The sequence below is a fragment of the Mycobacterium sp. genome (genome assembly GCF_019243155.1).
Lineage (GTDB): Bacteria > Actinomycetota > Actinomycetes > Mycobacteriales > Mycobacteriaceae > Mycobacterium.
Map to the genome: position 1 here is coordinate 1 of NZ_JAFAUS010000449.1, position 5751 is coordinate 5751.

The window sequence follows — 5751 nt, forward strand, 5'->3', positions numbered from 1 at the left end:
GGGCGGGCGTTGTACCCGGTGCTCGATCGCTACGACTACGTGCTGATCGACTGCCAGCCGTCGCTGGGGCTGCTCACCGTCAACGGACTGGCCTGCTCCGATGGTGTGGTGATCCCCACTGAGTGCGAGTACTTCTCGCTGCGCGGCCTGGCGCTGCTGACCGATACCGTGGACAAGGTGCGTGACCGGCTGAACCCGAAGCTCGAGATCAGCGGGATCCTGCTGACCCGATACGACCCGCGCACGGTCAACTCGCGCGAGGTGATGGCCCGCGTCGTGGGGCGGTTCGGCGACCTGGTGTTCGACACCGTCATCACCCGAACGGTCCGCTTTCCGGAGACCAGTGTGGCGGGCGAACCCATCACTACCTGGGCGCCGAAGTCGACGGGCGCCATCGCCTATCGCGCCCTGGCCCGTGAGTTCATCGACCGATTCGGCGCGTGAACGACACAGCGAATGGTCAGGCCCCACCCAAGAACGGCTGCCCGACCGGTTTTCAAGTCCGGCTGACCAACTTCGAAGGGCCGTTCGATCTACTGCTGCAGCTGATCTTCGCCCACCGCCTCGACGTCACCGAGGTGGCGCTGCATCAAGTCACCGACGACTTCATCGCCTACACCCGCCAGATCGGTTCCCAGCTGGACCTGGAAGAGACCACCGCGTTCCTGTTGGTCGCCGCGACCCTGCTCGATCTCAAAGCCGCCCGGCTGCTGCCGGCCGGGCAGATCGACGACGAAGAGGACCTGGCGCTGCTGGAGGTACGCGACCTGCTGTTCGCCCGGCTGCTGCAGTACCGCGCGTTCAAGCACGTCGCAGAGATGTTCGCCGAGCTCGAGGCCAACGCGCTGCGCAGCTATCCCCGCGCTGTCTCGCTGGAGGACCGGTTCACCGAGTTGCTGCCGGAGGTGATGCTCGGCGTCGACGCCGAACGGTTCGCCCAGATCGCCGCGATCGCGTTCAGCCCGCGGCCCGTCCCGACGGTGTCCGTGGGGCACCTGCACGAGGTCAAGGTCTCGGTCCCCGAGCAGGCCAAGAAGCTGCTGGAGATCCTGCAAGCGCGGGGAACCGGCCAATGGGCCACGTTTTCCGAGCTGGTCGCCGACTGCCAGGCGTCGATGGAGGTCGTCGGGCGCTTCCTGGCGCTGCTAGAGCTGTATCGGAGCCGGGCGGTAGCATTCGACCAGTCGGAGCCGCTTGGCGTGCTCCAAATTTCGTGGACCGGGGAGCGTCCGACCAGCGAAGCCTTGGTAGAAGTGCGGGACGAATGATGAGCGAAAATCTGCCTGGCGTCGGCGCCCATGTCGGCGGCGATCTCGGCGGCGACGTCGATCTCGATCTCGACCTCGGCGAGGGCATTCCCGAGATCGCCGAGGCGGCTCCCATGGAGGCCGAAGAACTCGGCTCCGTACTCGAGGCGCTGCTGTTGGTGGTGGACACACCGGTCACCGTTGAGGCGCTGGCTTCGGCCACGCAGCAGCCCGTCTATCGGATCGCCACCAAGCTGCAGCAGATGGCCGACGAGCTCGCCGAACGCGACAGCGGTATGGACCTGCGGCAGAACAGCGAAGGGTGGCGGCTGTACACCCGTGCCCGGTTCGCGCCCTATGTGGAGAAGCTGCTGCTGGACGGCGCGCGATCCAAGCTCACCCGGGCCGCACTGGAGACGCTGGCCGTCGTGGCCTACCGGCAGCCCGTCACCCGCGCGCGGGTGAGCGCGGTTCGCGGTGTCAACGTGGACGCGGTGATACGCACGCTGGTGGCGCGCGGGCTGATCACCGAGGCCGGAGTCGACGAGGACACGGGCGCGGTGGCGTTCGCCACCACCGAAATGTTCCTGGAGCGCTTGGGATTGACGTCGTTGGCCGACCTGCCCGACATCGCGCCGCTGCTTCCCGATGTGGACACGATCGAGGACCTCAGCGAATCCCTGGACAGTGAGCCACGTTTCATCAAACTGTCCGGTGGTCAGGCGCCCGATCAGCCCGTGTCGTTCGACGTGGACCAGGATTGATGGTCGACACTCAAGGCGTTCGTCTACAAAAAGTGTTGTCGCAGGCCGGGATTGCGTCACGCCGTGCCGCCGAGAAGCTGATCATCGACGGCCGGGTCGAAGTCGACGGGCGGGTGGTGACCGAGTTGGGCACCCGCGTGGACCCGGACACCTCGGAAATCCGTGTCGACGGCGCCAGGGTGGTCCTTGACGAGTCGCTGGTCTACCTGGCGCTCAACAAGCCGCGCGGGGTGCTCTCGACCATGTCCGACGACCGTGGCCGGGCCTGCATCGGCGACTTGGTCGAGCGCCGAGTTCGTGGCAACAAGAACCTGTTTCACGTCGGGCGGCTGGATGCCGACACCGAGGGGTTGATTCTGCTGACCAATGACGGCGAGCTGGCGCACCGGTTGATGCACCCCTCGCATGAGGTGCCCAAGACCTATCTGGCGACGGTGACCGGTTCGGTGCCGCGCGGGGTCGGCAAGAAGCTGCGCGCGGGAATCGAGCTGGACGACGGTCCGGCACACGTCGACGATTTCGCGGTCGTCGACGCCGTTCCGGGCAAGACGCTGGTGCGGCTGACGTTGCACGAGGGGCGCAATCGCATTGTCCGCCGGCTGCTGGCGGCCGCGGGCTTTCCGGTCGAGGCGCTCGTGCGCACCGACATCGGACCGGTGACGCTCGGCAATCAACGCCCGGGTAGCTTCCGGGCGTTGAACCAGGGCGAGATCGGGCAGCTGTACAAAGCGGTGGGATTGTGAGCGATGTAGTGGTGGCCATCGATGGGCCCGCCGGGACCGGAAAGTCATCGGTTTCAAGGGGATTGGCGCGTGCGCTGGATGCGCGCTACCTTGACACCGGGGCGATGTACCGGATGGTGACGTTGGCGGTGTTGCGTGCGGGGATCGACCCGACCGATGGCGACGCCGTCGGGCAGATCGGGTCGACGGCGGAGATGTCGGTGGACTACAAGCCCGCTGGCGACCGGTATTTCCTTGCCGGAGAGGATGTTTCGACCGAAATTCGCGGCGACGAGGTCACCCGGACCGTCTCGGCGGTGTCATCGGTTCCCGCCGTGCGGGCCCGGCTGGTCCGGCTGCAACGGGCGATGGCCGAGGGGCCGGGCAACGTGGTCGTCGAGGGCCGGGACATCGGAACGGTGGTGTTGCCGGACGCGCCGGTGAAGATCTTTCTGACCGCGTCCGCGGAGACCAGGGCGCGGCGACGCAACGACCAGAACATCGCGGCGGGTCTGCCGGACGATTATGAGGTTGTGCTGACCGACGTCCGCCGCCGCGACCATCTGGATTCCACTCGCGCCGTGTCGCCGCTGCGGGCCGCCGCGGACGCGGTGGTGGTCGACACCAGCGACATGACCGAGGAGCAGGTGATCGCTCATGTCCTGGAGTTGATCAACGAACGAAGTGGAGCGGTGCGGTGACACAGGACGGCACCTGGACAGACGAAAGCGACTGGGACGCCGAAGATTTCGGCGAGGAAGACTCGGCCGAGTCCGGCCCCGCGCCGGTGGTGGCGATCGTCGGCCGGCCCAACGTGGGCAAGTCGACGCTGGTCAACCGGATTCTGGGCCGGCGGGAAGCGGTGGTGCAGGACATCCCCGGCGTGACTCGTGACCGGGTTTCCTATGACGCGCTGTGGACCGGACGCAGGTTCATGGTGCAGGACACCGGGGGATGGGAGCCGGACGCCAAAGGGCTGCAGCAGTTGGTGGCAGAACAGGCATCGGTGGCCATGCGGACCGCCGATGCAATAGTCCTGGTCGTCGACGCCACCGTCGGGGCGACGACGGCCGACGAGGCCGCCGCGCGCATCCTGCTTCGCTCGGGCAAGCCGGTTTTCCTGGCCGCCAACAAGGTTGACAACGAGAAGGCCGAAGCGGATGCGGCGGCGTTGTGGTCGCTGGGACTGGGCGAGCCGCACGCGATCAGCGCGATGCACGGTCGTGGCGTGGCCGACCTGCTCGATGAGGTGCTGGCCGCGCTTCCGGCGGTGTCCGAGGTGGCACCGAAGCCGGGTGGTCCTCGGCGCGTTGCGCTGGTCGGCAAACCCAACGTGGGCAAGAGCTCGTTGCTGAACAAGCTTGCGGGCGACGAGCGTTCGGTGGTCCATGACGTCGCGGGCACCACGGTGGATCCGGTGGACTCGCTCATCGAATTGGGCGACAGGGTATGGCGATTCGTCGACACCGCCGGTCTGCGACGCAAGGTCGGCCAAGCCAGCGGGCATGAGTTCTATGCGTCCGTGCGCACCCACTCCGCCATCGATGCGGCCGAGGTGGTGGTCGTGTTGATCGACGCGTCGGAGGCGCTCACCGAACAGGACCAGCGGGTGCTCTCGATGGTCATCGAGGCGGGCCGCGCGCTGGTCTTGGCCTTCAACAAATGGGACCTGGTTGACGAGGACCGGCGCGAGATGTTGGAGCGCGAGATCGACCGCGAGCTGGTGCAGTTGCGGTGGGCACCGCGCGTGAACATCTCGGCCAAGACGGGCCGGGCCGTGCAGAAGCTGGTGCCCGCGATGGAGACCGCGCTGGCGTCGTGGGACGCGCGCATCCCGACCGGTCCACTGAACGGCTGGCTGAAGGAGGTGGTGGCGGCCACGCCACCGCCGGTGCGCGGGGGCAAACAGCCGCGAATCCTGTTCGCCACGCAGGCGACCGCGCGACCGCCGACGTTCGTGCTGTTCACTACGGGCTTCTTAGAGGCCGGCTATCGACGCTTTCTGGAGCGGCGACTGCGCGAGACGTTCGGGTTCGAGGGCAGTCCGATCCGGATCAATGTGCGGGTGCGCGAGAAGCGGGGAGCCAGGCGCCGCTGAATGCCAGCCCGACACGCTGACTGTGCATTCACGTCGGAGATTTAGCGACCATTTCCACCCTCAGCCCACACTCAACGCCTTCAGCGCACACTGAGCGCACTCCGCGAGGCCGTGCCAAGGTGGTGACGCGTTTACGGTAGGCTTTCGACGCCGCTGGTGCACTCACCGGCGCACGGGCTGTGGCGCAGTTTGGTAGCGCACTTGACTGGGGGTCAAGTGGTCGCAGGTTCAAATCCTGTCAGCCCGACGCAGCTCAGAGGTGCTTTTGCCCCATGAGCGACAGTCTCCCCAGAGGGCCTTGGCCCCCATTCTTACCCCAAATTGGGCGGTAAGCGGACCTCGTAGCTAAGCTTGCAGCAAACGGTGGGGGAGCAGTCCGGCCGCATCCAGATGGGCGATGGGACGCCCGGCTGAGTTTTGTCGATTCCGCTACGGGAGAACGCAAACGCGTGTCGGTCTATGAGCGCCGGGCTGCCTTACGGGGGGAGGGGCGTGCGCGAGCGGCTGTACCTGTTGGACGAGTTCGACCAGATCCGCGCGTACTTCGGCGATGTGTGAGTGTGCCGGCGCAGGTCGGCCTGGGATAGATCACCTCTCACCGATCGGTGAGAAGTTGCTGCCTGATTTCTTCACAGAGGATCGCAGCGAGCTTTGGGACGCGCTGCGCAAGCGCGGGCCGGTCGTGTTTATCGAGGACAGCGTGTTTATGAGTGGCTATTGCCTCACACGGGCCGACGACGTGCTCGCAGCGCTGCGTAACCCGGAAGTGTTTACGCTCAACCCCGTTTTGGATCAGCCGGACCATGCGCGTTGGCGCGCAATCTTGCAGCCGTTATTGAATTCCCACGCGGTGAAACAGATGCAACCCGCGTTGCAAGTTCAGGCCGCGGCGGTGGTCGAAGCGGTGGCCCCGCAGGGTA

Annotated in this window: 6 protein-coding genes, 1 tRNA gene and 1 pseudogene; all 8 read left to right on the forward strand. The window is 66.4% G+C overall.

Annotated elements, in window-relative coordinates:
• A partial coding sequence (locus JOZ00_RS23030; protein ID WP_293348578.1) for a ParA family protein occupies window positions 1-444 on the forward strand: 444 nt, incomplete at its 5' end.
• On the forward strand, window positions 441-1268 hold the full coding sequence (locus JOZ00_RS23035) for a segregation/condensation protein A (protein ID WP_293348581.1): 828 nt from the start codon (window positions 441-443) through the stop codon (window positions 1266-1268). The genes JOZ00_RS23030 and JOZ00_RS23035, both read left to right, overlap by 4 nt.
• Window positions 1268-2011: an SMC-Scp complex subunit ScpB gene (gene scpB / locus JOZ00_RS23040; RefSeq protein ID WP_293348584.1), complete on the forward strand. Its 744-nt coding sequence runs from the start codon at window positions 1268-1270 to the stop codon at window positions 2009-2011. The genes JOZ00_RS23035 and scpB overlap by 1 nt, the downstream gene beginning before the upstream one ends.
• Complete coding sequence (locus tag JOZ00_RS23045) at window positions 2011-2754, forward strand: pseudouridine synthase (RefSeq protein WP_293348587.1); 744 nt, start codon at window positions 2011-2013, stop codon at window positions 2752-2754. Before scpB ends, JOZ00_RS23045 begins: the two co-directional genes overlap by 1 nt.
• Window positions 2748-3434: a (d)CMP kinase gene (cmk, locus tag JOZ00_RS23050; RefSeq protein WP_293348593.1), complete on the forward strand. Its 687-nt coding sequence runs from the start codon at window positions 2748-2750 to the stop codon at window positions 3432-3434. The genes JOZ00_RS23045 and cmk overlap by 7 nt, the downstream gene beginning before the upstream one ends.
• The gene (gene der / locus JOZ00_RS23055) at window positions 3431-4831 is read left to right on the forward strand and encodes a ribosome biogenesis GTPase Der (protein WP_293348590.1); all 1401 of its coding nucleotides are present in this window, start codon (window positions 3431-3433) and stop codon (window positions 4829-4831) included. The genes cmk and der overlap by 4 nt, the downstream gene beginning before the upstream one ends.
• A gap of 173 nt (window positions 4832-5004) precedes the next feature.
• Window positions 5005-5078: transfer RNA gene (locus tag JOZ00_RS23060), tRNA-Pro, on the forward strand.
• Window positions 5079-5444: 366 nt separating this feature from the next.
• A pseudogene (locus JOZ00_RS23065) lies at window positions 5445-5751 on the forward strand (hypothetical protein); the annotation flags it as partial.